The 24,296-nt window shown below is 62.9% G+C and carries 22 protein-coding genes; 7 read left to right on the forward strand and 15 right to left on the reverse strand.

Features of this window, described 5'->3' with window-relative positions; all coding sequences use genetic code 11:
- The first annotated feature begins 147 nt into the window (after window positions 1-147).
- Entirely contained in the window at window positions 148-510 is a 363-nt protein-coding gene (locus HB676_RS11525; RefSeq protein ID WP_213737921.1) for a DUF1236 domain-containing protein, read from the forward strand.
- A 206-nt stretch (window positions 511-716) separates the two neighbouring features.
- Here HB676_RS11525 and HB676_RS11530 read toward each other — a convergent pair whose 3' ends face one another.
- From HB676_RS11530 to HB676_RS11565, 8 genes are all read right to left on the reverse strand, one after another.
- Window positions 717-1,307 carry a class I SAM-dependent methyltransferase gene (locus HB676_RS11530; protein ID WP_213737922.1) on the reverse strand — a complete coding sequence of 197 codons (591 nt, stop codon included), beginning with the start codon at window positions 1,305-1,307 and terminating at the stop codon, window positions 717-719.
- Window positions 1,308-1,314: 7 nt separating this feature from the next.
- On the reverse strand, window positions 1,315-3,489 hold the full coding sequence (gene glyS / locus HB676_RS11535) for a glycine--tRNA ligase subunit beta (protein ID WP_213737923.1): 2,175 nt from the start codon (window positions 3,487-3,489) through the stop codon (window positions 1,315-1,317).
- Window positions 3,489-3,932, reverse strand: coding sequence for a DUF559 domain-containing protein (locus HB676_RS11540; RefSeq protein ID WP_249780195.1), 444 nt, complete (start codon window positions 3,930-3,932; stop codon window positions 3,489-3,491). The genes glyS and HB676_RS11540 overlap by 1 nt, the downstream gene beginning before the upstream one ends.
- 143 nt (window positions 3,933-4,075) lie before the next feature.
- Window positions 4,076-5,023 (reverse strand): glycine--tRNA ligase subunit alpha, encoded by a 948-nt coding sequence (locus HB676_RS11545; protein ID WP_213737924.1) that lies wholly within the window; start codon window positions 5,021-5,023, stop codon window positions 4,076-4,078.
- Between the two features lie 82 nt (window positions 5,024-5,105).
- Window positions 5,106-5,297, reverse strand: a complete 192-nt coding sequence (locus tag HB676_RS11550; protein WP_213737925.1) for a hypothetical protein — start codon at window positions 5,295-5,297, stop codon at window positions 5,106-5,108.
- Between the two features lie 106 nt (window positions 5,298-5,403).
- Complete coding sequence (locus HB676_RS11555) at window positions 5,404-6,306, reverse strand: S49 family peptidase (protein ID WP_249780217.1); 903 nt, start codon at window positions 6,304-6,306, stop codon at window positions 5,404-5,406.
- 275 nt (window positions 6,307-6,581) lie between these two features.
- Window positions 6,582-7,349: a methyltransferase gene (locus HB676_RS11560; RefSeq protein ID WP_213737927.1), complete on the reverse strand. Its 768-nt coding sequence runs from the start codon at window positions 7,347-7,349 to the stop codon at window positions 6,582-6,584.
- Window positions 7,342-7,569 (reverse strand): DUF2007 domain-containing protein, encoded by a 228-nt coding sequence (locus HB676_RS11565; RefSeq protein WP_213737928.1) that lies wholly within the window; start codon window positions 7,567-7,569, stop codon window positions 7,342-7,344. Before HB676_RS11565 ends, HB676_RS11560 begins: the two co-directional genes overlap by 8 nt.
- Before the next feature lie 144 nt (window positions 7,570-7,713).
- On the opposite strand from HB676_RS11565, the gene HB676_RS11570 reads away from it, so the two are divergent.
- On the forward strand, window positions 7,714-8,724 hold the full coding sequence (locus tag HB676_RS11570) for a polyprenyl synthetase family protein (protein WP_213737929.1): 1,011 nt from the start codon (window positions 7,714-7,716) through the stop codon (window positions 8,722-8,724).
- Between the two features lie 217 nt (window positions 8,725-8,941).
- Here HB676_RS11570 and HB676_RS11575 read toward each other — a convergent pair whose 3' ends face one another.
- The 3 genes from HB676_RS11575 to HB676_RS11585 form a co-directional block, all read right to left on the reverse strand.
- Window positions 8,942-9,820, reverse strand: coding sequence for a 4-(cytidine 5'-diphospho)-2-C-methyl-D-erythritol kinase (locus tag HB676_RS11575; protein ID WP_213737930.1), 879 nt, complete (start codon window positions 9,818-9,820; stop codon window positions 8,942-8,944).
- An 18-nt stretch (window positions 9,821-9,838) separates the two neighbouring features.
- The gene (locus tag HB676_RS11580; protein WP_213737931.1) at window positions 9,839-11,623 is read right to left on the reverse strand and encodes a tetratricopeptide repeat protein; all 1,785 of its coding nucleotides are present in this window, start codon (window positions 11,621-11,623) and stop codon (window positions 9,839-9,841) included.
- A gap of 255 nt (window positions 11,624-11,878) precedes the next feature.
- Window positions 11,879-13,537 carry an electron transfer flavoprotein-ubiquinone oxidoreductase gene (locus HB676_RS11585; protein ID WP_213737932.1) on the reverse strand — a complete coding sequence of 553 codons (1,659 nt, stop codon included), beginning with the start codon at window positions 13,535-13,537 and terminating at the stop codon, window positions 11,879-11,881.
- Between the two features lie 145 nt (window positions 13,538-13,682).
- On the opposite strand from HB676_RS11585, the gene HB676_RS11590 reads away from it, so the two are divergent.
- Complete coding sequence (locus HB676_RS11590; protein ID WP_213737933.1) at window positions 13,683-14,516, forward strand: uracil-DNA glycosylase; 834 nt, start codon at window positions 13,683-13,685, stop codon at window positions 14,514-14,516.
- Between the two features lie 12 nt (window positions 14,517-14,528).
- Here the strand turns inward: HB676_RS11590 and HB676_RS11595 are convergent, their stop codons facing one another.
- The 4 genes from HB676_RS11595 to HB676_RS11610 form a co-directional block, all read right to left on the reverse strand.
- A complete protein-coding gene (locus HB676_RS11595) occupies window positions 14,529-16,037 on the reverse strand; it encodes a glycosyltransferase family 39 protein (protein WP_213737934.1) in 1,509 nt (502 codons plus the stop codon).
- A 159-nt stretch (window positions 16,038-16,196) separates the two neighbouring features.
- Entirely contained in the window at window positions 16,197-16,940 is a 744-nt protein-coding gene (locus HB676_RS11600; RefSeq protein ID WP_213737935.1) for a ribonuclease HII, read from the reverse strand.
- 113 nt (window positions 16,941-17,053) lie between these two features.
- Entirely contained in the window at window positions 17,054-17,509 is a 456-nt protein-coding gene (locus tag HB676_RS11605; RefSeq protein WP_213737936.1) for a VOC family protein, read from the reverse strand.
- Between the two features lie 14 nt (window positions 17,510-17,523).
- Window positions 17,524-18,687, reverse strand: a complete 1,164-nt coding sequence (locus HB676_RS11610; RefSeq protein WP_213737937.1) for a PA0069 family radical SAM protein — start codon at window positions 18,685-18,687, stop codon at window positions 17,524-17,526.
- Window positions 18,688-18,882: 195 nt separating this feature from the next.
- On the opposite strand from HB676_RS11610, the gene HB676_RS11615 reads away from it, so the two are divergent.
- From HB676_RS11615 to HB676_RS11630, 4 genes are all read left to right on the forward strand, one after another.
- Window positions 18,883-20,811, forward strand: a complete 1,929-nt coding sequence (locus tag HB676_RS11615) for a hypothetical protein (protein ID WP_213737938.1) — start codon at window positions 18,883-18,885, stop codon at window positions 20,809-20,811.
- Window positions 20,812-20,825: 14 nt separating this feature from the next.
- Window positions 20,826-22,475: a PEP/pyruvate-binding domain-containing protein gene (locus HB676_RS11620; RefSeq protein ID WP_213737939.1), complete on the forward strand. Its 1,650-nt coding sequence runs from the start codon at window positions 20,826-20,828 to the stop codon at window positions 22,473-22,475.
- Between the two features lie 161 nt (window positions 22,476-22,636).
- On the forward strand, window positions 22,637-23,206 hold the full coding sequence (locus HB676_RS11625) for a glycosyltransferase (RefSeq protein ID WP_213737940.1): 570 nt from the start codon (window positions 22,637-22,639) through the stop codon (window positions 23,204-23,206).
- 61 nt (window positions 23,207-23,267) lie between these two features.
- Complete coding sequence (locus HB676_RS11630) at window positions 23,268-24,188, forward strand: helix-turn-helix domain-containing GNAT family N-acetyltransferase (RefSeq protein ID WP_213737941.1); 921 nt, start codon at window positions 23,268-23,270, stop codon at window positions 24,186-24,188.
- Window positions 24,189-24,296: the final 108 nt, after the last annotated feature.

A 24,296-nucleotide genomic window follows, 5' to 3' on the forward strand; every position in this document is an offset into this window, starting at 1 on the left:
CAACGGGTTCCGTGACACCCAAAAATTGCCGAATCTTGCAGCGGCCCAGCATCAGATTTCTGGGGAACGATGCCCTGCGCGATGAATTGGGTCGGTTTGCGTGCGGGCGCCAAGCCGGCACGCAATCATCGCGAAGGAGTTTTGGATATGCGGAACAAACTATTGGCCATCTCAGCGATCACCATCGCCATGAGTGCATCGATCACGGCGCAGGCACAGAGCGACACCGTCGGCATCGTGCGCGGCGGCAGCGTCGTGATCAACGACGATGTCGACGGCATCGCCGCCGATCAGCGCCCGGCGTTCCGTGAATATATCGTGCGCGAACACGTGCCCGAATACACCGTTCCGGATCGCGTCGTGGTCGGCGGCGTACTGCCGGAAGCCGGCGTAACCTATTACGACGTGCCGCAGACCTTCGGCGCCACGCCCTATCGTTATACCGTCGTGAACGGCCGTACCGTGCTGGTCGAACCGCGCTCGCGCCGTATCGTTCAGGTGGTCGAGTAACACGCCTGAACACTGTCCGGGTTTCCGCAGCGGCGACCGGACATCAAGGCCCCGCCCGGGTTCCCCCCACCCGGGCGGGGCTTTTGTTTTTTTGGTGGCGCTCGTATCCCGAGAAGAACTCCGTCATTGCGAGCGCAGCGAAGCAATCCATCGCGCAGCAAGCTCAGACCTGGATTGCTTCGCTGCGCTCGCAATGACGGCAGCTTCTAAGACTTCCGCACCACGATCCGGTGAATCTTCTTGCCCGAGGATGCGCTCACGACCTCCTCATCGAGCAAGAACGTCGCCGCCGCCAATTCCTTGCGCACCAACTCAGCGTCGAACGCCGCATAAAGCCGCTGATGCTTGTCCCGTTGGTCGGCATCTTCAGTTACACGCCAACTCAGATAGAACACCCCGCTTGGCTTGACGATATCGAACATGCGGCGCACCGACGGCGCGATCTGCGCCTGATCGAGATGCATGATCACGGTTTCGCACAGCACATTGTCGGAAGCATTAGCCGCGATGCCGTGAAGCGCAGGCAATTCCGCATGCGCAAACTTCAATCCGGGATATCGCGAACGCGCTTCCGCCAACAAGCCTTCGGACGCATCGAATCCCGTGGCCGGAAACCCATTCGCGCTCAGCCACGCCACCTCACGCCCGGAGCCGCAGCCGATATCGGCTGACGTGCCGCCGGGGATGAAGAACCGCGCGACGATCTCCTGCAGATCGACCGGCGCGGGCTGCTCGTGCCAATCCTGCGCAAACGCCGCCGCGTCATTGTCATAAGCGGCGAGCGTGAGGCGATCCATCGCAGCCTCAATCCTGGATCTTGGAAAAATCCGCCACAGCGCGCGTCGCGGCGCGGATTTCGTTGAGCAGCTTTAAGCGATTTTCACGCACGGCGGCGTTGTCGTCGTTGACCTTCACTTTGTCGAAAAACGCATCGACCGCCGGGCGCAGCTTGGCCATCGCGCTCATCGCCGCGGCAAAGTCTTCTTTCGCCACGGCCGCACCGGCCTCCGCTTTCACCTGATCGATCGCTTTCGCGAGCGTCTTTTCCTCATCGAGACTATAGAGCGCCGCATCCGGCGCGCCATCAAAGGCCTTGCCGTCCTTCTTCTCTTCAATGCGCAGGATATTCGCCGCGCGCTTGGTGCCGGCGAGCAGGTTCTTGCCATCGTCGGTATCGAGAAATTTTCCGAGCGCCTCGACACGGCGGACCACCATCAGGAGATCGTCCTGACCTTCGAGCGCGAAGACGGCGTCGACGAGATCGTGACGCGCGCCCTGGTCGCGGAGTTGGACTTTTAGGCGATCTGAAACAAATACTCGAACGCCTCCTGCGGTCCACGCATCAAAAGACGAACTCAACGCCCCCCGAACAGACTCAGCTGGTAACGCCCAACTCTCCACACCTTTGCGAACATGAGCATTGTCTTGAGAGACGAATCCCGCAATTGCATGCCCAAAAGCTTCTGCCAACGGAATCCGGAGATCATTGCTGATCAAAATTCTGATTACACCCAGCGCTGCTCTCCGTAGCGCATAAGGGTCCTTGCTTCCCGTCGGCTTCTCATCGATCGCCCAAAACCCGACCAGCGTATCGATCTTGTCTGCCAATGCTACGGCAACACTCACGGGATCGCTCGGCACGCGATCCGCCGGCCCCTGCGGCTTGTAATGTTCTTCGCTCGCAGCCGCGACAGACGCATCCTCGCCCTGCGCCAGCGCGTAATACTTGCCCATCAGGCCCTGCAGCTCCGGGAATTCGCCAACCACTTCGGTCAGCAAATCCGCCTTTGCCAGATGCGCGGCGCGCTTTGTCTTTTCGACGTCGGCGCCGACCAAGGGCGCGATCTCGGCCGCCAGTCGTTCGATACGCTTGATGCGCTCGCCCTGCGTGCCGAGCTTTTCGTGAAACACGATGCCGTCGAATTTCGGCAGCCGGTCTTCCAGCTTGGTCTTCAGATCGGTCTGGTAGAAAAACTTCGCGTCGCTCAGCCGCGCGCGTATCACGCGCTCGTTGCCGGCAACGATGGCCTTGCCGCCGTCCGACGCTTCGATGTTGGCGGTGAGGATGAATTTGTTGGTCAGCTTGCCCGTCTTGGGATCGCTGACCACAAAGCATTTCTGGTTGTTGCGGATCGTAGCCCGGATCACCTCGCCCGGGATCGACAGGAACGCCTCGTCGAACGAGCCCATCAGCACAACAGGCCATTCGACCAGTCCTGCGACTTCATCGAGCAGCACTTGATCCTCGACCAGCTCAAATCCCTGCGCGAAGGCGAGCTGCTTGGCGTCAGCCAGGATGATGTCCTTGCGGGCCTGCGGATCGAGCACGACCTTCGCGGCCTTCAGCTTGGCCTCGTAATCCTCGAAGCGGCGCACGCTGATCGGCGCCGGCGCCATGAAGCGATGGCCATAGGTGGTCTGGCCCGCCTCGATGCCCGCAACGTCGAATTTCACCACGTCAGGCTCTTCGGTCTCGATGCCGAAGGTGGCGATGATGGTGTGCAGCGGCCGCACCCATTGCAGCGCGCCTGGCTTGGCCGAGCGCTCGCCCCAGCGCATCGATTTCGGCCACGGGAAAGTCCTGACAATCACCGGCAGCATGTCGGCGAGCGCGTCGAGCGTGGCGCGGCCGGGCTTTTCGATCAGCGCGATATAGAAATCGCCCTTCTTCGGATCGCGCTGGATCTTGGCTTCGTCGAGCGAGGCGAGACCCGTCGCTTTGAGAAAGCCCTGGATGGCCGCGTCCGGCCCGCCGACCCGCGGTCCCTTGCGCTCTTCCTTCAGGTCGGATTGCCGCGCGGGAATGCCATGCACCGTCAGCGCCAGCCGCCGCGGCGTCGCGAACGCCTTGGCGCCTTCATAGACCAGCCCCTCGGCCACCAGCTTGTCGGTGACCATGCGTCGCAGATCATCCGCCGCCTTCGCCTGCATCCGCGCGGGAATTTCTTCGGAGAATAATTCGAGGAGAAGATCGGGCATCAGTTGCGCTCTTTGCGAGGACGTCGTGGCGCACGCTGGCGCGGCTCCCCTCCCCCTTGCGGGGAGGGGTCGGGGGTGGGGGGCAACCCGCGCTGAATTTCGCTGAGTACCCCTTCAAGGTTGCCAAGCACATCGTTGTTCCAGAAACGCAAAACACGATATCCGGCGGCCTCAATTGTGCGCGTGCGCTGTGCGTCCGCTGCCTGCTGCCAACTATGCTGTCCGCCATCGAGTTCGATGACGAGCTTCGCCTTGCGGCTGGCGAAATCAACGATAAACGGACCGATAACGGCTTGTCGTCGAAAATGCGAACCCACTAACGCAATGTCATGGCGAAGCCGCTGCCAAAGCACGCGCTCGGCATCGGTCGGCTGCGCGCGCATCCGGCGCGCAAACTCTTGCTGGCGGTCATCCATCGCGCTGGATTCAATCATATAGTTCATCGCCTGTAGACCCCCACCCCCGACCCCTCCCCGCAAGGGGGAGGGGAGCAGAGGCGTCACCGAATCTGAAAAACCCAACTTCGAAAACCGCCGGCTGATCACCCCACCCCGCTCGCCCAAGCATGGGCGAGCGACCCTCCCCCTCAAGGGGAGGGTGAAGAACCCGCCCCGCCTGCTTCCGTGTGCACCCACGCCTCGCCGCAAGCCTTCGCGAGTTCGCGCACGCGCATGATGTAGCTTTGCCGTTCGGTCACCGAGATCACGCCGCGGGCGTCGAGCAAATTGAACACATGGCTGGCCTTGATGCACTGGTCATAGGCCGGCAGCGCCATCAGATGTGCTTCGCGCTTGCCGTCTTTCCAGCCGGCCTCGAGATATTTCCTGCAGGCTTCCTCGGCCATCGAGAATTGCTTGAACAGCATGTCGGCGTCGGAGTGTTCGAAATTGTGCCGCGAATATTCCTGCTCGGCCTGCAGGAACACGTCGCCATAGCTGACACGGTCATTGCCGTCGCGGCCGTTGAAATTGAGGTCGTAGACGCGGTCGACGCCCTGCACATACATCGCGAGCCGCTCGAGCCCGTAAGTAAGCTCGCCCGCGACCGGCGCGCATTCGACACCCGCGACCTGCTGGAAGTAAGTGAACTGCGACACTTCCATGCCGTCGCACCAGCATTCCCAGCCCAGCCCCCACGCGCCGAGCGTCGGGCTTTCCCAGTCGTCCTCGACAAAGCGAATATCATGCAGATGCGAATCGACGCCGATCGCGGCAAGCGATTTCAGATAGAGGTCCTGGATATCAGGCGGCGACGGCTTCAGGATCACCTGAAACTGGTAATAATGCTGCAGCCGGTTGGGATTTTCGCCGTAGCGGCCATCCTTCGGCCGTCGCGATGGCTGCACATAGGCCGCGTTCCAGCGCTTGGGGCCAAGCGCGCGCAGCGTGGTGGCGGGATGAAAGGTGCCGGCGCCCACTTCCATGTCGTAGGGTTGCAGGATCACGCAGCCGTAATCCGCCCAATAACGCTGCAGCGTCAGGATCAGTCCCTGGAACGAGCGTTCCGGGCGCATGTGTGGAGGCAGGGAATCCATCGTCGGGTCAGGTCTTCGCGAGGGGGGTCAGAGACGCGCGGGACCGTATCGGCGGCGGACCGGGGAATCAAGGCGAGCAGTTTCAGCCCGGGCGATAGGCGCCGGTGATGGGATCGCGCCGCAGGGTCGGAATATCGTGCGACCGGGAGGTCTCCGCGACCCGCACGCGACGAGCCTCGTCCAATTCCAGATTGATTCGTACGGCTGTCCGGTAGGCCCAGCGAACCACGGCCAGCCCACCCAAGGCGCCCGCGAATGCGATAAGCGGCGGCATCGGTCGATCCTTGTCCATTCGTCACGCCCCACTTCCACATTCTCTCCCAAGCGGGCCCGGTCCGCAATTGACATCTCCGAGACCAAATAACGCGGGCAATCCGCCCTCAAAACCCGAATTTGGCCCAAATTGCCCGGGTTTCCAGCGCTGAAATCACCTCCTCCGGCAGGCCGGGAAGCGCCTCCAGCGAGGCCACTGTTCCCGCTGAGCGGCGGCCGAGCAGGCCGGACAGCATCCCGCTCGCCGGCGCGATCACCGGCGTCAGCACCTTGTCGCCGTAGCGGGCCTTCAGGGTCGAACGCAGATCGCCGATCGCGTCGGCAAGACCCAATGAAATCGAAGTCTCGCCCGCCCAATATTCGCCGGTGAACAGCACATCCTCTGCGCCCTTGAGGCGCGAACCCCGGCTCTCTTTCACCAGCGCGATGAAGATGGCGTGGATCTCGCGCTGAAGCGCTTTCACGCGCGCGACGTCGTCGGGGTTTTCCGGCAGGAACGGATCGAGCATCGCCTTGTGCGCGCCGGCCGTATACAGCCGCCGCTCGACGCCCACCTTCTTGATCAGCTCCTGAAATCCGAAGGAACCGCCGACCACGCCGATCGAGCCCAAAATCGAAGACGGATCGCAGAATATTTCATCGCCCGCGCACGCAATCATATAGCCGCCCGAGGCCGCGACATCCTCGACGAACACCAGCACCGGCAGCTTCTTTTCCGCAGCGAGTTGCCGGATGCGCAAATAGATCTGGCGTGACTGTACCGGAGAGCCACCGGGCGAATTGATCACCAGCGCGACGGCCTTGGCGTTCTTGGTCGCGAAGGCACGCTCGAGCGTGCGGGCGACGCCGGCCAGCGACATGCCCGGCCGCAGCGGCGTCACCGCGCCAATCACGCCCGACAGCCGGACCACAGGCACCACCGCGGTTCCGCGCCGCAGACGTGCCGGAAGCCATTCCATCAACCGGTCGATCAGGCCGGGCGATTTCCCGGAAGGTGCCGTCTGTTCCATCATGCCGTTACCTCAAAGTTAACGCTTTCTTATCACGCGACTGTCATTGAACTGGGGGATCACCTTTTGCATTACCGTGCTAGTTGGAATGCACGATGCAGCGGAGACAGTCATGAAAATTTATCTGCTGATGGTGCTGATCGGTAGCCTTTTGACGGCGATCCACTTCACTTCCGCGCCGGAGCAGCAGCGCTCCAAGTCGCTTCCCCAATAAGTCACTTCCCCAATAAGTCGCTTCCCCAATAAGCAAGTCACTTCCGCAATAATCTTGTCCGCTATAGCGTCGCCAGCGGCAATACCCCCTTTCCCGCTAAAATGTCCTGCACCTGCCGATTGGGCGTTGCAGCCTCATCATTAAGTATCAGCGCGGCGTGCAGCCGCAGCGGCGCCTTGCCGCCCTTGATAGCGCGAACCAGCACCCGTATCGCCGGGGACGCCGCATCGCCATGAACCGGCAAGATCGCAAGACTGCCAAAACCGCGATCGAGCGCCGCCAGCAGTTCGGCCAGACCGTCCGCACGCCAGATCATGGTGAGGACGCCACCGGACTTCAGCATCCGCCGCGCGGCGTGAATCCAGCCCTCCAGCGTCGCATCGCTCGCCACATGCGCAATCTCGCGCGATTTGTCCGGCGAGGCGCGGTGGCGCGCGGCGTCGTTGAACGGCGGATTCATCAAGACAACATCGGCGCTGTCTGGAGCCATCCCCGCGCCGGCAAACTCGCCCGCGCCGGACATCACATCCAGCACCACGACCTCGGCCGCGATCCCATTGGCCGCGGCGTTGCCGCGCGCCAGCTCCGCCAGCGCCGCGTCGATTTCAACCAGAACGAGTTCTATCCCGGGCACTCTTTTGGCGAGCGCCAGCCCCGCCGCGCCGACCCCGGCCCCCAACTCAACCACACGATCGCTTGATCGAGCCGAGGTCGCCGCCGCCAGCAAAATCGCATCGTGGCCGGCGCGGTGACCTGATTTGAGCTGCCGCAAGCGTAGTTTCCCGCCGAGAAACCCGTCCTCGGTGAAGGGGCCACCTGGCTCAGTCATCGGCCCGCAGCTCGTGGGACAGGCCGGCATCGCGCAGAATCTGGCGTGCCGCGCGATTATCGTCCTCATGGACCAGAATCCGGCGCGGAAGCACCCCCAGCGAGCCCTCGATAATGCTCATATTCTGGTCCAGCACCAGATGATGGATATTCGCGCCGTCGAGCAGCGCGCCGATGGCTGAAACCAGCACGATATCGTTGGTCCGAACCAATTCCCGCACCTTTGGCTCTCCTTTATCGATTTTATCGGCCGGCCGCGACGGCTTGTGACGCGTGTTATCGCCTTCGCGCCCTTGCCGCGCTAGCCGGCACTTTCTATTGTTATATCCGAGGATAGAGCCAATTGGGCAAATGTGGAGACCAGCGTGGCGGTTATTGTACCCTTCGAAAGCCCCTCGAACGCTTCGATAGATCAGCTGGTCGAGCTTGTCGCGACCGATATGGCGCGTGTCAACGCCACCATCCTGTCGCGAACCGGCTCGGAAGTCACCATGATCCCCGAGGTCGCCAACCACCTGATTTCCTCAGGCGGCAAGCGGCTGCGCCCGATGCTGACGCTGGCGATGGCCAACCTGACCGGCTACACCGGCGACGGCCATATCAAGCTCGCCGCCTCGGTCGAGTTCATGCACACCGCCACCCTGCTGCATGACGACGTGGTCGACGAAAGCGAACTGCGGCGCGGCAAATTGTCCGCGCGCATGCTGTGGGGCAATGAGGCCAGCGTGCTGGTCGGCGACTTCCTGCTCGGCCAGGCCTTTCGCATGATGGTCGAGGTCGGCTCGCTGCGCGCGCTCGACATTCTGTCATCGGCCGCGGCGACCATCGCCGAGGGCGAAGTGATGCAACTCGCCGCGGCGAAAAACACCGCGACCACCGAGGACGAATATCTCGCGGTGATCCGCGGCAAGACCGCCGAATTGTTCGCGGCGGCCTGCGAAGTCGGCCCCGTGATCGCCAATCGCCCGAAGGCCGAACAGACCGCCTGCCGCTCGGTCGGCATGAATCTCGGCATCGCCTTCCAGCTGGTGGACGATGTGCTCGACTATGGCGGCAAGGCCGCCAAGCTCGGCAAGAACATCGGCGACGATTTCCGCGAGGGCAAGATCACGCTGCCGGTGGTGCTGGCGTTCCGCCGCGGCAATGACAGCGAGCGGACGTTCTGGGTCAATGCGCTGGAGCGCGGCGAGATCGGCGACGGCGATCTCGATCACGCCATCGGTTTGATGACCAAGCACCGCGCGCTCGAGGACACCATCAGCCGCGCCCAGCATTACGGCGCGATGGCGGTCGATGCGCTGGCGCTGTTTCCCGCCTCGCCGATGAAGACCGCGCTGGAACAGGTGGTCGCGTTCTGCCTGGCGAGATCGCATTGAAATGAAAACGTAGGGTGGGCAAAGCGAAGCGTGCCCACCAAATTGCGTCGGACCTAAATGGTGGGCACGGCGAAGACGCCTTTGCCCACCCTACAAAAGATTTTGCGAGCGATGACAGAACGTAGGATGGGTGGAGCGTAGCGATACCCATCAATGGCTTGCGAGGAGTCGATGGGTTTCGCTGCGCTCAACCCATCCTACAAATGTCAAAGGCCTCTCAACTCAACACCCCCGCATGCACCCACCATTGCGGGTGATCGAGCTGGATTTTCTGTGCCGCACGCTGCGCTTCGGCGGTGTTTTCAAAGATCGCAAAGCATGTCGCGCCCGATCCCGACATCCGCGCCAGCCAGGCGCCATTGGCGGCGTTGAGCGCCGCGATCACTTCAGTGATCACGGGCTGAATGCGCATCGCCGGGGCTTCGAGGTCGTTGGAACTTTCAGCGAGTGCGTCCACCCAGTCCTCGACTGAGGCGCCTGCCTCGGGCCACGTGGGCGCCTGGATGATGTCGCTAAAACCGACCAGCAGTTCGCCGTTGCGCAAGCCCAGCGCGCTGAACACGTCCTTGGTCGCGACCGCGACGCGCGGATTCACCATCACGCAGGGCATTTTCGGCAGGCTCAGCGGCAGCAGGTTTTCGCCGACGCCGGTCATGTCGCAGGGCTGCGACGCCAGACACACCGGCACATCGGCGCCGGTCAGCAATGCGACTTCCAGCAGCCTGTCGTCATCGAGCGCAAGGCCGTTGAGCTTTGCCAGCAGGCGCAGCGCCGCCGCCGCGTCGGCCGAACCACCGCCGATCCCGGCAGCGACCGGCAACACCTTGTCGAGGGTGAAACTGCCGGCCTTCAGATCGGCCACGCGCTCGCCCAGCAATCGCGCCGCCTTGAGCACCAGATTGTCGGCGGTCTCGCCGCACGCGCTCGCGAGCGGTCCGATGGTGGTGAGATCAAGGCCCGGCCCAGGCGTCAGGCTGAGGCGATCGGCGCAATCGGCGAATGCCACCAGGCTTTCCAGATCGTGATAGCCATCAACGCGGCGCCCAACCACCCGAAGGGTCAGGTTGACCTTGGCACGCGCCTCTTCGATCAGCATTGGCGACCAGCCCTTCGATCAGCCGCCCTTGCCGTCTTCTTTTTTCTTGTCCGCGGAAGCCGCCGACGAGGAGGCGTCGTCGGGCAGGCCGTTTTCGATCTTGGCTTCGATCTTCGGCAGATCCTCCGGCTCGGGCTTGAGGTCGCGGGCATGCGCCCACTGGAATTTCGCTTCCAGCGTGCGGCCGATGCGCCAATAGGCGTCGCCAAGATGGTCGTTGATGGTCGGATCTTCGGGCTTGAGATCGATCGCACGCTCGAGATTCTTCACCGCATCCTCGTAATTGCCGATGCGGTAATAGGCCCAGCCCAGCGAGTCCACGATATAACCGTCATCCGGGCGCTGATCGACGGCGCGCTTGATCAGCTTCATGCCTTCGTCGAGGTTGATGCCCTGATCGATCCACGAGTAGCCGAGATAGTTCATGACATGCGGCTGCTCGGGCTGCAGCTCGAGCGCCTTGCGCATATCCGCTTCGGCCTTGCTCCACTGCTTGGAACGCTCCTCGCAGATGCCACGGTAGTAATAGTAGATCGCGCTGGTCTTGTCGGCGTTATCCGGCAAGGCGTTGATGCCCTGCGTGTAGGTCACGGCGCAATCGGCGAACTTCTTGCGGCCGCGCTCGACATTGCCGAGCGCCATGATGGCTTCGAGATCCTTCGGATCTTCCGTCGTCACGGTTTTCAAAATCTTGATCGCCTCGTCGCTGCGGTCGGCGGCGTCGAGATTGGTCGCGAGCTGAATCTGCGCGTTGCGCTTCAGCGGCGAGGACGCCGGCATCCGCTCATAGACCTTGATCGCCATCGCCGGCTTCTTCACCGACTCGTAGAGATCGGCCAGCGACAACAGCGCCAGCGGATGATTGGGCGCGAGATACAGCGCGAGCTGCAGATAGACCAGCGCGAGATCCTCGCCGCCGCGGCGGGTCAGCGTCGCGCCAATACCATAAAGGGCCTCGGCAGCGCCGGTCTGCGGCGAATCCACCAGCGGCGACAGTTTCTTGCCGGCTTTGGTTTCGCGCAGGCCTTCCAGCACCAGCGGATGGCGCGGCAGTTTCTTGTCGAAGGCTTCATAGATGGCGAGCGCCGCCGGATCATCCTTGTTGCGCGTCAGCCAGCGCGCATAGTCGTCGGCGACACGCAGCATGGAATCGTCGAGCTTGTAGGCGCGCTCCAGACGCACGCCGGCGTCCTTGTCCTTGCCCGCGAGCTCCAGGATCATGCCGGTGTGCAGGTCCTTGAACAGCGGGTACCATTCCGGACCGGTCAGCTTGTCGATGTTGGCGACCGCCGCCTTGGCGTCGCCGCCGCCGTAAGCGGCCCAGCCCGACAGCAGCGTCGCGACCAGATCGGTAATCGGCCCGCGAATCGACTGGTTGATGTTGCTCTGCGCGCTCGCATATTTCTTCTGCTTCAGATCGCGCACGCCGATCACGAGACGGGCGACGCGATTGGTTTTGTCGATCGTCAGAATCCGGTCGGCGAGCTTGACGGCTTCCTCGATGTCGCCATCCGCGAGCGAGGAGATGAAGGCCCGATCCAGCAATTCATTGTTCTTCGGATCGACGCGAAGCGCGGAGCGATAGAACGTCGCCGCCGAAGCGGCGTCGCGCTCCACGCTGGCATGGCGGGCGGCCAGATAGCTGCCCGACACCGTCATCGATTTCATATCGCGGCCGGAAGGGAATTGCGCGGAGTTGTCAGCCGGATGATCGGGGGTCTGCGCCGAAACCGAGCCGGGCAGCGCCAGCGCGGTGAGGGCAAAAGCGGCGATCGTCCAGCGATTCAAACGAATGGAAAACATCACGGTTCGCCCTAGCTCCAGGATTTACGGCAGGATCTTACGATCAATCTCGAATGCGAACCCGATCGGCGGCATCAAGCCATGCGACAATGCCGCTTTTGGCGATCAACCGCAAGGATACGGGGTGACGAATCGATCGGGGAAAAAGGCCCGGTGGCCGCCAATCCAGCCGACCTAGCCTGAAAACGCTTCCAGTGTGGCGGTATCGTGGCCGGATGGGGTGGGGGACGGCAGGGACGGCTCACGCAATCGTGGTTACATCGCCTCGTAATTAGGCCCGCCACCGCCCTCCGGTGGAACCCAGGTGATGTTGCCGTTCGGGTCCTTGACGTCGCAGGTTTTGCAATGGACGCAATTCTGGGCGTTGATCTGGTAGCGCGGCCCCGCGGTCTCCTCGACCCATTCATAAACACCGGCCGGGCAATAGCGGTTCGACGGGCCGGCAAAGACATCGTGCTCGGAAGTCTTTTGCAGATTGAGGTCAGCGACCTTCAGATGAACCGGCTGATCCTCTTCGTGGTTGGTATTGGAGAGGAACACCGACGAGAGCTTGTCGAAGGTGAGCTTGCCGTCAGGCTTCGGCGGCGCGATCGGCGCATGCGCCTTGGCCGGATCGAGCGTCTTGCGGTCGGGCTTGGCATGCGACTGCGTTCCGAACAGCGAGAAGCCGAGCGTGTTGCACCACATATCGATGCCGCCAAGCGCCACGCCGATGATCGTGCCGAATTTCGACCATAGCGGCTTGACGTTGCGGACCCGGTGCAGGTCCTTGCCGACAGGCGAATCCCGCCACGCATTCTCGTAGTCGACCAATTCATCATTGGCGCGGCCGGCCTTGAGCGCGGCGACGACGTGTTCGGCCACCAGCATGCCGCTCCCCATCGCGTTATGCACGCCCTTGATGCGCGGCACGTTTACAAAGCCCGCGGCGCAGCCGATCAGCGCGCCGCCGGCAAAGCTCAGGCGCGGCACCGACTGATAGCCGCCCTCGGTGATCGCGCGCGCGCCATAGGCCAGCCGCTTGCCGCCCTCGAACAGCGTGCGGATCGCCGGATGAGTCTTGAAGCGCTGGAATTCATCGAACGGCGACAGATAAGGGTCGTCGTAATTGAGATGCACGACAAAGCCGATCGCGACCAGATTATCGTCGTAATGATAAAGGAAGGAGCCACCGCCGGTCGAATTGTTCAGCGGCCAGCCGAACGAATGCTGGATCAGACCTTTTTGGTGCTTGGCCGGATCGATCTGCCAGACCTCCTTGAGGCCGATGCCGAATTTCGGCGGCTCGCTCTTGGCATCGAGCGAAAACTTCGCGATCAGTTGCTTGGTCAGGCTGCCGCGCGCGCCTTCGGCGAACAGCGTGTACTTGCCGAGCAATTCCATGCCGCGGGTGAACGAATCCTTGTGCGAGCCGTCCTTGGCGATTCCCATATCGCCGGTCGCGATGCCGCGCACTGCGCCGCTCTCGTCGTAGAGCACTTCGGCTGCCGCAAAGCCCGGATAGATTTCGACGCCGAGCGCCTCAGCCTTTGGCGCCAGCCAGCGGCAGACACTGCCCAGCGAGCCGATAAAACAATGATGGTTGTCCATCAGCGGCGGCATCATGAAATTAGGCAGCGAAATCGCCGAACTCTCAGTCATCCAGTAGAACTTGTCGACCTGGACCTGTGCCTTCAGCGGACACTCGGCGTCTTCACGCCAATCCGGAATGAGTTTATCGAGCGACACGGGATCGATCACCGCGCCGGACAGAATATGCGCGCCGACTTCGGAGCCCTTCTCGACCACCACGATCGATAGATCGGCGTTGAGCTGCTTCAGCCGGATCGCGGCCGCAAGGCCGGACGGTCCGGCGCCGACGATCACGACGTCGAACTCCATGGATTCGCGTGGCGGCAATTCTTCGGTGCTCATGATCTGGTCTCAGCCCGGTTTAGAACGTTTCCGAGGATGGTTTGTTTCCGATTTTTGGACCAAGAACAACCATGGAATGTGCAGTTATGCGTTTCGCTGCGGTGCGGTCCGCACTAGAATAGCCCGATGCTCCTGATATCGCGCCATGACGCCTGATCCCGCCCCCACGCTCCGGCAGTTGCTGACCTTTTATCTGGAGGCCGGGGTCGACTGTGCGCTGACGGAAGAACCGGTCAACCGGCTCTCCGATCCCGAACTCGCGCCTGTAGCCCAGCAAGTCGATGCTCCGAAGTCCCAGAGAGCACTCCCCGCGGCAATGCCGGCTTCCGCGGCCGCCCCGGCCTCGCGTGGCGAGGTCGCGCCACCGCCGGAAGCCGCGATCGCAGCGGCGCGGGAAGCCGCGCGGACCGCGCCGTCGCTCGAGGCGTTGCGGGCCTTGCTGGAAAGTTTCGACGGCTGTGCGCTGAAGTTCACCGCCACGCGCATGGTGTTCGGCGACGGCAACCCGCAGGCGCGCGTGATGTTTGTCGGCGAGGCGCCAGGACGCGAGGAAGACATCGAGGGCCTGCCTTTCGTCGGACGTTCGGGCAAGTTGCTGGATAGAATGATCGCCGCAATCGGGCTCGACCGCTCCAGCGCCTACATCTCCAATGTGATTGCGTGGCGGCCGCCGGGCAACCGCACGCCGACACCGCAGGAAACGCAGATCTGCCTGCCCTTCATCCAGCGGCACATCGAACTGGTCAATCCGGATGTGCTGGTGACGCTGGGCAATCCCTCGACCCAGACGCTGCTGTCGACGCGCGAAGGCATCATGAAAACCCGCGGGCGCTGGTTCGACTACGACACCGGCACGCGCGTGATCAAGGCAATCGCGACCTTCCACCCGGCCTATCTGCTGCGCTCGCCATCCTACAAGCGCATGTCGTGGCAGGACCTGCGCGCCATCGCCAAAGCGCTGGAGCAGGCGCCTTCTTAAGGCATCTCGAAATTAAGGCGTTTTGGGCCGCACAATGGCCCAGCCGACCCGCAACAGCGGCTGGCGGCCATTCACCAGCCATTCGAACGCCCGCGGCACTTCGGGCACCAGGCCGGGAAATTGCTTGGCGATATCGGGTGGCGGCGTGCCGGCGGTGTCGGAGGCGCGCCACACCACAACCCCGCCGGTCTCATTGAACTTGGCCGCATTCAGCCATGGTGTGCGTTGCGGCTCCGCGGCGAGAAACAGATGCGGGCGCGCCGAATCCAGCGTGATCAAGCTCGCCAACTCGGCATCGCCGCTCACCGCGCGGAGCCGCTGGCTGGTCCGCCGCACAAAGCTGTCATCGAAGAAACGCCCCATCGCACTCGCGGGCAGCGACGTCGCGACTTCGCCGGTTCCGGTCCAGGGCAGCAAGAGCGTCGCCGCAATGACCGCAAGCGCGGGCGCAACGATGGCCGCGGCCCAGATCGTGCGCAACACGCGCTGGCGCCGCAGTTGCACCAAATCGCCGGTCGCAACAATCGCGGCCAGTCCCGACATTAACAACACGATGCCGGCACCGCCGACGACACGGTCAAGATTCAACAGGCCGGAGATCAGACTTCCCGCCAGCGCGGGAGCGATGGCAAAGAAATAGACGAAATTGCGCGCCAGCGGCGCCACCGGCGGCCGGAAAATGATCGGCGCGTCTTCCGGGTTGCGGATGAACCAGCCAGAGTTGAATATCACCAGAGCGATGATGCCGGATATTGCGAGCAGCAGGCCGCCGAGCAGCCAGCCCCAGCGCAGTGCCCTTGCGCTGAGATCAGCGACATCAGGCCAATGCGGCAGCGCCAGCGTATCGGCGCGGATCAGCCATATAATATAGGGCAGCGCCAGCACGAGAATCACCAACAATGCGAACAGCGGATCGAACGACGTCAACACGCGCCGTCCGCGTGCGGTGGCGAGCGCAAATCCGGCGACCAGTATCAAGAGGCCGATCGCGGCAGGCGTGGTCAACAGCAGCAATCCGGCTTCGATCGACCACGCGAACCAAGCGTTGCGCCGGTTCTGGCCGATGATCTGCCAGGAATGCAGTAACAACAGCGACCACAGCGGGCGCGCCAGCACGAGGGGCCCGAATTCAACGCCGGGGGAGCTGAACGCCACCACCGTCATCGTCAGCAACACCGCGAGCACCGCCTGTTGTCCGCCGACCACCGCGCGCGCCAGCAGAAAAAGCGCCCAGAACGTCGCGACCGAACACAGCTGCGCCAGCAGATAAACGCCAAAGATGTGATTGCCCGCGGCCCGAAACGCGATGTCGGCAAGCCAGAATGCCAGCGGCGGGCCCAAATCTGTCCCGACCTGATATTCCCGGCCATAGGCCAGCACCATGGCCAGATCGCCGGGCGGGCTTCGATAAAGCAGCATCGGCAGGATCAGCCACAGCCCCGCCTGGAGCAACACCACGATCCAGACGATCAGCCGCGGCCGGGCGCGAATCAGTTCGACAATCAGGGAGGTGAAACGCATGAGGCGGCTGGATCACTTTGACACGAACTGACCGGCAGCAACGTTTCCCATCCGGAGCAACGACGTCTGCGTCGTGTCACAGGGATGAGGACCAACGTTTTGCCCTGGTCGAGGTAACGGCAACGGTAATAAAGCGCGTGAGCCACTGAGGCAACTGCCTCACATGCCGGCCGGAATCTCGAAATCGAGCTGCGTTTCCATCGCGGTAATCGCGGTTTCGACCGTCCCCGGCCGATGTTTTTCCCGTGCGGCCACGACAGGCGCAAAGTAGCGGCGGTGATGCACCGTGGGGCCGAGGCGGTTCAGCGCGGCGAGATGCTCGGGCACGCCATAGCCCTTGTGGGTCTCGAAACCATAACCGGGGCAATCCTGCGCCAATTTGCACATAAGCCGGTCGCGCGACACTTTGGCGATGATCGAGGCCGCCGCGATCGAGAGCACCAGCCCGTCGCCGCCGATCACAGCGTCGCAATCGCAGGACGTATCGAGCCGGTCGCGGCCATCGACGAACACGTGTTTGGGCATTTCAGGCAAGGCATGCACGGCACGCTTAAGCGCCCACAGCGACGCGCGCAAAATATTGTCACGCTCGATCCGCGCCGGAGACGCGAAGGCGACCGCAAATGACGCGGTTGCGCAAATTTCCTCGAACAGTTCCTCGCGGCGTTCTGCCGACAGCCGTTTGGAATCGTCGATGCCTTTGGGAATCCGCTTGGGATCGAGCACCACGGCCGCGGCAACCACCGGCCCGGCCAATGGACCGCGTCCGGCCTCATCGCAGCCGGCTACCGGCCAGACGCCGCGCTTGATCAGCGCGCGCTCACGGCGAAAGCTCGGCCGCGCGACCGCGATTACGCCCTTCGGCAGTTTGGCCGGATCTTTTTTGGATTTTTCGCGAATCATGCCGGGATGGTGCGCATGCAACCGTCCCCGCACAACGGGAAAATTTAGCTATGCCCGTTGTTCACGGCGCCATTTCCTGGTCGAGAGAAATACCGACCGCGCATTGCGGCGGCTCAGTCCGGCAAATGAACCCGCCGATCCTCGCCCACCTCGATACCGGGCGCGACCACGACTTCCCAGGGATGGTTATCGGGATCGGCGAAATACCCGGAATAGCCGCCGTAATCGGTCGTTTGCGCGGGCTTGAGCAGCGACGCGCCTTTTGAGATCGCAAAATCCAGCACCACATCGACCTCTTCTGGGGTGCGGCAGTTCCAGGCCAATGTCATCCCGCGAAAGGCCCGCGGCCGCGGTTGGCCGGGAAGTGTGACGTCATGCGCCAGTTCGTCCCACGGGAACAGCCCGATAGCAGCGCCGCCGGTCTCGAAGAACGCGACGAGCTCGCCAGTTGCCTTGAATTTTCGCGCAAAGCCGAGCGCTTCATAAAACGCGATGCTGGCGCGCATGTTGCTGACGCCGAGCGTCACCATGGTCAGTCGCGCGACCGGTTGAGGCGGCTTCTCGTTCATCTGTTAATCCCACGCTAGAACAAACTCAATTGTTGGCCGCTCCGCTTGGGCCTTGCGAAATGATCCGTGGTCAGTTTCGAGCGCCGCTTGTTGAGCCCGAGCTTTTCGCAGGCGATTTCGAACCGGCGTCCGATCATCCAGGCCATCGGTCCGGTCCCCTTCATGCGGGTTCCCCATTGTGAATCATAATCGCGGCCCCCGCGCATGTCGCGGATCAGCGTGAAGACGTGGCGGTAGCGATCGGGATAATTCGCCATCAGCCATTCGCGGAAGAGATCGCGCACTTCCAGCGGCAGCCGCAGCAGCACGTAGCTCGCTTCCTTGACGCCGGCATGCGCCGCCGCATCGAGAATGCGCTCGATCTCGGAATCGTTGAGTGCCGGGATGACCGGCGCGACCATCACCGTGGTTGGAATTCCGGCTTCGGATAATTGCCGCAACGCTTCGAGCCGTTTTGCCGGCGTCGAGGCGCGCGGCTCCATCGTCCGCGCGAGCTGTGGATCGAGCGTCGTCACCGACAGCGCCACCTTGGCGAGATTGCGCTTGGCCATCCGCGCCAGAATATCGATATCGCGCGTCACCAGTGCCGACTTGGTAACGATGCCGACCGGGTGCGAAGCCCGCTCCAGCACTTCGAGAATGCCGCGCATGATCTTCCGCTCGCGCTCGATCGGCTGGTAGGGATCGGTATTGGTGCCGATCGCGATCATGCGGGGTTCGTAACCCTGCGCCGCCAGTTCCTTTTCCAGAAGCGCCGGCGCGTCCGGCTTGGCGAATAATTTGGATTCGAAGTCCAGCCCCGGCGACAGCCCGAGATAGGCGTGAGTCGGCCGCGCAAAGCAGTAGACACAGCCATGCTCGCAGCCCCGGTAGGGATTGATCGAGCGGTCAAAGCCGATATCGGGCGACTCGTTCCGGGAGATCACCTTGCGCGCGGTATCGAGCGCGACCGTGGTCTTGAACGGCGGCAATTCGTCGAGACTCTGCCAGCCGTCGTCGAATGCGACGCGGGCTTCGGCCTCGAAGCGGCCGCTGTCGTTGGATTGGGCGCCGCGGCCGCGCCGCCGTTCGCGATCGATCGCGACCGCCAATTCGGGAAAAGGAGAAGATGCACCCGCCGGCTCGGAGGGCGCCGTGACCGGCGGGTGCTTGAGGGCATGTGAGGATGCTCGGCTCATGGTCTGTACATAGCACACGATAGGAACAAATCAAGAACATGATTGAGTCATCCACCGCCGAAATGCGCCCCGGCGATTTGTGACCGGTTCGCCGCGCCGATTGCGGCCTTTATGACGTTTCCATGAATGATCTGGCGCAATCGACCTGTCGCCAAGGAGAGCATTATTCCTGCCACTCATTTTGATTGGCAGACCATGAAATCTCAAATCATCGAGCAGCTCGGGCAGTCCGACATTCTGTTGCCGTCGCTGATTGCGGAGGGACTTGCCGCCAATGACCGGATCAAGGTTCGCATGAGCGCGCTGCAGACAGCGGTGCATCATGCGCAACAGCCCAATCATCCGGTCACCGATTTACAGGTCGAATGCCGCGCTGCCGGCATTGCACCCGTCACACTCGCGACCCTGATCGATGGCGCCCATCTTGCCGGTGACGGCCGGATAGCCGCGCCCAATCTCGCGAGGCTGATGAAGGAAGTCCACGACGACGTCACGGCAATGATCCGGGCCGTGGCCGCTGGCCAACCGTCCGAGGGCGAAACCATGAATAGAAGGCTCGCGGCGATCCGTACTGCCGGCTCGCTCGAGGCTTCGAACGAGATCGAAATCTCGCGCGTCGCCAAACTGACCGGCGTGGCGCAGGACGGCGCCGACAGCCTGCATCGGCTGGTGATGGATTTACACAAGGCGCTCAACCGGCTGGCCGCGGACTGTTCCGAGGAAATCGTGGCGGGCGCCCACGTTTTTGGTTTGCACTCCGAAGACCGGGAGGCGGTGGAGAGTTTCATGCAGGGGGTCAACGAGACCCGTGCCTTGAAATTCAACCATCCGGGCCTCGAGACGATGGCGACCCGGTCCGGCGACCGGCTGCTGATTCAGAACGATATCGGAACCACCGACGCTCACGTGGTGGTAATCGCGGTCACGAAAAATATCGTGACCCTTACTTATACGGACGTGCATCGGGCGCGCGCGAAATTCTTCATCGCCATGTTCGACAAATTTCGAGTCAGATGGAGTGGGCTCGATCGCCAGACGGCGGAGGGTCTCGGCGACGACAGCGCCTTCTTTCTCGTCACCGGGCAGTATGAGGCCGAGAACCCTGGTGATCGTAACGCCTTCCTGACCTCGCTCGGCGCCACGCTGGTCTTCCTGATCGACTGGAACAAGGCGCGCAAATTGTTGCGCAGCTGGCTCACGAAAGACGACGCGGCGCGCATTCTCGAATGGGCCGCCCGACAGCGCTTCGGGCACCGCGCCTTCCTTGAGCTTGGCGGCAATGAATTGATCGGCGCCGCGGTGCGCAATGCAGCGCCGGCACCGATCGGCTTCGGTGAGCGTCTGGATCAGGCGCTTGGACGCAACGCCGCGATTGATTTCCTCAAAACCGCGATCCACGTCTCAACCGAAGCACTCAGGACCGGGCAATCGACCAGGCTGGTCCGCGACCAGATTGAAGCGGACCTGATCAGACACCTGAAGCGCGTCGACAGCGCGCTGCTCGCTGTCGTCATCCGCCAGGTTGGACTGGCCCACGACCTCGCCGCCGCAATCTCCCAGCATATTGTCACGCTGCAGGCGGGCCGTCCGGCGGACGGCAAATTGCTCGCAGCCCGTGCCGGCCAGATCGAACGCAAGGCAGATCGCATTGCGCTCGAAGCGCGCAAGGAGGCCGCCCGGCTCAACGCCGGCTCGATCATCGAACAGCTCGTCGACCGGGTCGAAGAATCCGTCGATGAACTGGAACAGGCCGCTTTCATTGCTTCGCTGGCGCCGGCCGGGATCGATCCAGCGCTGGTGTCGGCGCTGGCCGAATTGTGCGCTGTCGCCATGATAGCGACCGAAGCCGCAGCTTCCGGGCTGGCCGCCGCTGTCGAGGTTCCGGAGGGACGCCGCGCCGATTCAGAAGACGCGCTGGCTGCCGTGGTTCGTCTGATTGACGCCGAGCACGCCGCGGATATGCGGGAACGCGATGTTACGGCGCGGGTATTTGCCGGCGGGTTCGATGTGGCGACATCGCTCTGCGTTCTTGAACTCGCCCGCGCCATCGAGCGAGCAACTGACCGGCTGGCTGGATTCGGACATTTGCTGCGACGGCACATCATGGCCGATTTATCGACCTAGGAAGGATTTAGCCAATGCATATCGTGCGTATCGGCGGCAGATCGACCGAGCTACATTCCGCTGACGCCATCGGCGCCAAAGCCGCGAATCTGGCGCGGATGGCGGCTTTGGGTCTGCCGGTACCGCCGGCCTTTGTTCTCCCGGTCAAGCTTTGCGCCGACATCATCGGGCACGATGCACATGCGGAACACCGTCTGCGCGAGGGATTGAAGGAAGGCATCGAATTTCTGGAGCATTCGACCGGAAAGCGGTTCGGCGACCGCCGGCAACCGCTGCTGGTATCGGTCCGCTCAGGAGCGGCGCGATCGATGCCGGGCATGCTGGATACCGTACTGAACGTCGGTTGCACATCGACCGCGGTGCAGGGTCTGATCCGGTTGACCGGGCGACCACGGCTGGCGTGGGACTGCCGGCGGCGCTTTCTCGAGAGCTACGTCGAGACGGTACTGGGCCTCACCCCCGAACCATTCGCCGCGCGCCTTGCCGAGTTGACCGGCAGCGAAGGCGTCGCCAGCGATCGTGAATTGGACAGCGAGGCGCTCGAACGTCTCGCCGGGGACGAACAGGCCTTGATCGAAGATCGCGACGACGGCTGGCTCGAGGATGCGACGACCCAGCTCGAACAGGCCGCGAGGGCGGTCTATCGGTCGTGGATGAGCGAGCGGGCACAGACCTACCGCCGTCTCGAGAAACTCGATGATCTCCGCGGCACCGCGGTCACGGTTCAGTCCATGGTATTCGGCAATGGTGGGCTTTCCTCCGGCTCCGGCGTGGCGTTTTCGCGCGATCCCTCGACCGGGCTGCCACAGCCGATGATCGATCTGGTGCTCGACGCTCAGGGCGAAGATGTCGTCTCCGGTCGCCGCACACCCGATACGGAACAGACCATCGCCCGCTCCCTGCCGTCGATCGCGGTCGAGCTCCGTGAGATTCTCAAACGGCTCGAAACGGAATTCGGCGACGTTCAGGACGTCGAGTTTACGATCGAGGACGGCAAATTGTGGATTCTTCAGACGCGCTCCGCCAAACGGACGCCGCGCGCGGCATTGCGGATCGCGATTGACCTCGTCCATGAAGAGCTGATCACGCGCCAGCAAGCGCTCCAGCAAGTGACCGGCATCGATCTTGACGCCCTTGTCCAGGTCTCCCTGGTGTCGGCCGAGCAGCCGGTCATCGCTGGCATCGGCGCATCAGGCGGCATCGCCGCGGGACGCGCCGCATTCTCCGCGGAAAGCGCTCAGCGGCTGGCGGCGGCTGGAGACCCTGTGATCTTGATGCGCCCTGATACCAGTACGGCCGATGTCGCGGGCTTTGCCATCGCCGCCGGCATCGTGACGTCGGTTGGCGCGCGCACCGCCCATGCCGCACTCGTCGCGCGCCAGATGGGAAAACCCTGCATCGTCGGATGCAGCGGGATGACGGTCGACGTCGCGGCCGACCGTGCGCGGCTTGCGGACACGACTGTCTCGGGAAGCGATTGGATCACCATCGATGGCGACAGCGGCAACCTCTATCTGGGGCGACGCGAAACCGTGGCGACGCGGCCCGAGCAGGAGCTGGCGGAAATCGCGGCCTGGCGATCCGAGGTCCACGACAGCGTCCATAACCATCACAAGCCAAAATCCCCCGGGCACCGTCAGGTTCATGGAGCCCCCCACGGATAGCCCGTCTCGGCGCCGTAGACGGGCGTGGATCGCCCACGCCCGCGAACGCGCGGCTCCGCTCAATTGCCGCAAAAAGCTGCAGCCGGGCAGGCTGATTTGAGTGTGACAAGGTGATAACAGTGCCGTGTTTTCCCCTTGTTTGAGGCGTCGAAGAGCCATCCATGCTGAGCGTGATCATTCCGACCGAAGGAGCCGAGCAGCCAACCGTCGCGACGCTTGCGGCGCTGGTGCCGGGGGCCGCAGCCGGCCTGATCCGCGAGGTGCTGCTGATCGATCGAGCCGGCACGGATGTCATCGAGCGCGTGGCCGATGTCGCTGGCTGCCGCTTTCTGGCGTTTGAGGGTTCGCATGCCGCCGCACTCGCAGCCGGCGCCCGCCAGGCCCGCTCGCCCTGGCTGATGTTCCTGCATGCCGGCGCGGTGCTGGACTCCGGTTGGATCGATGAGACCGCGCAATTCATCCAGCGCGTCTCGGACAGCGACCGTCCCCGCGCCGGCATCTTCCGTTACGCCCGCTCGCCCTATTCCGAAACCCGGCTGCGCGACGGCTTCAAATTCGTGGCCCGGATGATTGCGGGGCCATCGGCGGACCAGGGACTGTTGATCGCCCGCGATCACTACGACCGGCTCGGCGGCTATCTGCCGGATGCCCGCCGCTCCGAGGCCAAATTGCTGCGCCAGCTCGGCCGCTCATCCCGCACGCTGCTGCGCAGCCGGATCATCGTGGCCTGAGCAGCCAGATACTTGCCAAAGTCAAATAATTGTTTGACAATGGCAAGTATCGAGGTGAGCCATGGATCCGGACGAACAGATATCAGCGGTGCGGGCCTTCAACCGCTTTTACACCCGCAAGCTAGGCGTTCTTGACCAGCAACTTCTAAAGAGCCCGTTCTCGCTGAGCGAGGCGCGGGTGCTGTACGAACTCGCCACCCGCGAAAACTTGTCCGCAAAAGAAATCGGCATCGAACTGGGGCTCGATCCCGGCTACCTCAGCCGGATCGTCCAGAATTTCGACGAGTCCGGGCTGATTACCCGGAAACCCCTGCCGACGGATCGGCGGCAATATCAGCTCAGCCTCACCGCCAAGGGCCGTCAGGCCTTCGCAAAAGTCAGCCGCAGTTCGCATGACGACGTCGCCGCCATGCTCGCCGCCCTTGCCCCCGGCGACAGCCAACGCCTGATCGAGGCGATGGGCACGATCGAACGGCTGCTCGGCACGCAACCGAACGCACGGCCTCAAGCGGTGTTGCGCGAACCGCACCCGGGCGACATCGGATGGATCGTGCAGAGCCATGGCGCGCTCTATGCCAGCGAATATGGTTTCGATTCCTCGTTCGAAGCCCTGGTGGCGGAGATCACGGCCAAATTCCTGGGCTCGTTCGATGCCTCGCGCGAGCGCTGCTGGATCGCCGATATCGATGGCAATCAAGTCGGCTCGGCGTTTCTGGTCCGGCAGAGCGACGATGTCGCCAAGCTGCGGTTGCTGCTGGTCGATCCCAAAGGGCGCGGTCAAGGCCTCGGCCAGCGGCTGGTCGCTGAATGCATCGGGTTCGCCAGAGCTTGCGGCTATCGCAAGATCACGCTGTGGACGCAGAGCATCCTGATCGCTGCGCGAAAGATTTATCAAGACGCTGGATTCAAGCTGGTCGCGACCGAGCCGCATCGCAGTTTTGGCCAAAGCCTGATCGGCGAGACCTGGGAGCTTGAGCTGTAATGCTGACGCGGCGCGAAAAACTCCCGCGCCGCATCACGCCGCAGATCATGGCCTTCTACAAGCGGCGAGCTCATCGACTCCGCGAAGAAGCCTGGGTGAACGCAGGGT

Source organism: Bradyrhizobium sp. dw_411 (assembly GCF_018449695.1).
Classification (GTDB): Bacteria; Pseudomonadota; Alphaproteobacteria; order Rhizobiales; family Xanthobacteraceae; genus Bradyrhizobium.